Origin of the sequence: Paraburkholderia sp. EG304 (assembly GCF_046543485.1) — a bacterium.
Classification (GTDB): Bacteria; Pseudomonadota; Gammaproteobacteria; order Burkholderiales; family Burkholderiaceae; genus Paraburkholderia; species Paraburkholderia youngii.
Window position 1 is genome coordinate 1 of record NZ_JBKGUA010000163.1, and the last position, 3,228, is coordinate 3,228.

The following is a 3,228-nucleotide window of genomic DNA, read 5'->3' on the forward strand; positions in this document are numbered from 1 at the left end:
GACCGCAATCCCGCGCTCGGCCATCATCTGTTCAAGATGGCGCAGGCTCAGCGGATAAGCCACGTACCACCGAACGCACAGCAACATCACGTCCAGCGGGTAATGCAAGCGTTTGAGTACTTTTCCCACACCCGGACTCAGCTTCTCGGTCATCGATTACGTCACGCATTAAGGCCCGTCAGCATAGCAGACCGACTTATTGCGACACCCAACCGGTTTGCGTCAAAAATGCATAGTCGCGTCCATGGCACGGGAACTCGTACCCATCCGGACAAAGCCCTTGAGAGGATCTTTCATTCTCTAGTCTGAGGCCTGATTCAGATATGGCATCAACACGAACATCTGCGGCTTGTCGACCCCATTGGTTGGTTCAATCGAATATGGATAGTTGCCCCATAGCGGACCACCTGCCCAATATGCAAATCCTGTCCACACATGGGCGTTCCCGTGCAGGAATGCCAACACATTGCCAAGAGCCTGGTTGCAGGTATCGTTTGCACCCGTGCCGATTTCTCCGAGGAACCCATGGTAACCGTTACTTTCCAACCACGTGGTGAAGTCTTGCAGACGCTCTACGCCGATGCTGGCGCTCACACAATCTGGCGAACTTCCCGCGCTGTTGCTGTCGAGATATTGATGCACCTCGAACACGAAGTTGTTCCCCGGATCCCTAACGTCCTTCATCACCGTTGCATTGGGAGTGCCGTACCAGTTCTGGGTCCAACTATGCGCCCCCGTCCACGCATTACCGGGTACGAACACCATATTGCTCGCGCCGGCAGCGCGTATCGCGGCCAACGCGGCGTTGGCCGCTGATAGCCATTGCTCGGTCGGCATGGAATTCGGCTCGTTCATCAGCCCGAACACAACTCGCTTATTGTCCTTGAATTGGGATGCGAGGCGCGACCAGAAATCGGCGTAGGCGCTATCAGGTACGGCGCTCGAGCCAATCACATTGCCGCGATAGCGTGCATAGTTGTGTGGATCTAACACCACGGTCTCGCCGGACGCCGTCACGGGTTTGACGAAGGCGACAAGGCGTGACAGCTCTGTGACATCAAACGGTCCGTTGAGGGTCGGCTGCAGCCGCTCCCAGAGAAAAGGCAGACGCACAATGTTCATACCTTTGTTCTTGTAGTAAGCCACACTGTCGGCAGTCGGATACCTATAGTCACTGCCATAGTTGCCCGGTAGGCTGCCAGGCGCGAACTCGGCGCCGGCCAAACTGACGCCCCGCCAGAGCAGACCGCGAGTGCTCTGAAGCCGTTGGCAAACCTTCGGCGCACCGGAGAGCGGATTCTTCCCAAAGAAGCCAGAGTCACATCGCCCTGAATCATTTCCGGTTTTCTCGACCCAGACGGCGCCTGCACCAAAGCGCACGGTCTGCGCGGCGTCTACAGTGAGCGCGTCGCCCTCGTCAGCGATCGTCAGCCAGATAGGCGATCTTGAAGAGAAAGGTTTCGCCGTCGCGTTATTGACGCTGTCGGTGCGAGACTGGCTTTGCGGGGCGTACCCCCCGTTGTCGCCACCACACGCGCCGAGCAGGACAGTGATGAGAGCTGTCCCCAAAAAGTTGCGCCAACGCCCAGGTTCGATGAGCCAGCTTCCGGGTTCCAATTCCATGATGCAATGAACTCCACGATCAGGGTCTGTTTACATTCGATGTAAATGTGAGTACATCTTGTCTTTTGCGCGAGCAGGCCAAGATGGTTGGAACGTTACTGAGCGATGAAGTATGGGCACGAATCGAATCCGTCTTGCCCGGCAGGGAAGGCGATCCAGGGCGAACGGCGACCGACAATCGTCGGTTTGTTGAAGCTGTCCTCTGGATCGGCCGGACGGCTGCCCGTGGCGCGATTTGCCGAAGGCGTTCGGCAGATGGCATCGGTGTACGTGCGTTTCTCCCGGTGGCGTCGCAAGGGTGTGTGGGAAACCGTCCACGCTGTGGCCGACGAAACCGAGATCAAGCGTGTGTTGATCGATTCGACCATCGTGCGCGCGCACCAGCATTCGTCCGGAGCTCGAAAAAAAACGGTCCGCAAGCGCTCGGTCGCTCGCGAGATGGATTGACCACCAAGTTGCACCTGGCTGTCGATGACGCCGGACGCCCCCTGCGGTTGATTGCCACCGAGGGACAAGTTTCCGATATTACGTGCGCGAACGAACTGGTTGAGCATCTGCGCACCGGTGCGGTCATCGCTGACAAGGGCTACGACTCGAACGCCTTTGTGGAAAGTATCCGCACTACTCGTGCGAAGGCCGTAATCCCGCCGCGTTCGAACCTGAAGACCACGCGTCGCTATAGCCGCGTGCTGTATCGGACCCGGAACGTCGTCGAACGCTTTTGCAGTCGTATCAAACATTTTCGTCGTGTCGTCACTCGCTACGACAAGCTCGCAGGGAACTATCTCGCCTTCGCTTCGCTTGTCTGTGCCTTTGGACCGCTCGTGAGAATGTGAACAGAACCTGGAGAATGAAAGGGACTTCCTCTCTCGCTGGTGTCGCTGAACGTTCGCAACGTCATCGTGGCACATTGATGCCGACTCGCGGCTTCCGCCGCAGCCTCGGGACGGGGAAGTCCCTACATCCGCTAAGCCTGTGCCTCGGAATGGAGTAAAGCATAAACGAATAAACAAGGACCAAATCAGATAGGTGAAGCCTGAACCACGGCATTGAGGGGAATGAAGGCGCCGCTGCAATCGACTGGCGCAGCTTGACCGGGTGATCCGGATACCTGAACGTCCCTGGACGTTGAGGTCACAATCTTGTCAGAAAAGCTCACTGGGCCGGGGCCGAGCGCATAGTGCGTTGCAAAACTTTCCGCGAGAGCTGGCTGATTATCATCGAACACCACGTTGTCCAGGCTGATCACGAGTGGATTCTTCTGCTTCTGGTTTTCATACCCCGAGAATGTCAGCCGTCCGCCCCCATACTTCTTGCTGCCGAGATAGCGAAATCGGTGGACGGCAATCTGAAGGAAGTTCGGGTACAGTGTGCCTGACGATGAGCTGTAATACGAGTCGAACACTAGTGGCTCCGCGACGTTGCGCATGCACACGTCGCTGTATGATACATCGCTCACCTTGCCACCTCGCGACGAACTAGACTTGATCCGCAAGCCGTTTCCGTTTGGACTGTCTCCTCCATCCATCGTTAGATCAATGATCGCGACGTTACTGATTCCCGCATTCGTCTCGCTGCCAATCGACATGCCGTGTCCATAGTAGA

The 3,228-nt window shown here is 56.9% G+C and carries 3 protein-coding genes and 1 pseudogene; 1 reads left to right on the plus strand and 3 read right to left on the minus strand.

The window, feature by feature from the left end; translation table 11 throughout:
• Positions 1-153 (minus strand): annotated as a pseudogene (locus ACLFKU_RS42835) (IS6 family transposase); the annotation flags it as partial.
• Between the two features lie 147 nt (positions 154-300).
• Positions 301-1,623: a glycoside hydrolase family 5 protein gene (locus tag ACLFKU_RS42840; protein WP_410853269.1), complete on the minus strand. Its 1,323-nt coding sequence runs from the start codon at positions 1,621-1,623 to the stop codon at positions 301-303.
• A gap of 83 nt (positions 1,624-1,706) precedes the next feature.
• On the opposite strand from ACLFKU_RS42840, the gene ACLFKU_RS42845 reads away from it, so the two are divergent.
• Positions 1,707-2,459: an IS5 family transposase gene (locus ACLFKU_RS42845; RefSeq protein WP_410853271.1), complete on the plus strand. Its 753-nt coding sequence runs from the start codon at positions 1,707-1,709 to the stop codon at positions 2,457-2,459.
• Between the two features lie 185 nt (positions 2,460-2,644).
• Here ACLFKU_RS42845 and ACLFKU_RS42850 read toward each other — a convergent pair.
• On the minus strand, positions 2,645-3,228 hold a 584-nt coding region (locus ACLFKU_RS42850; protein WP_410853270.1), incomplete at its 5' end, for a glycosyl hydrolase family 28 protein.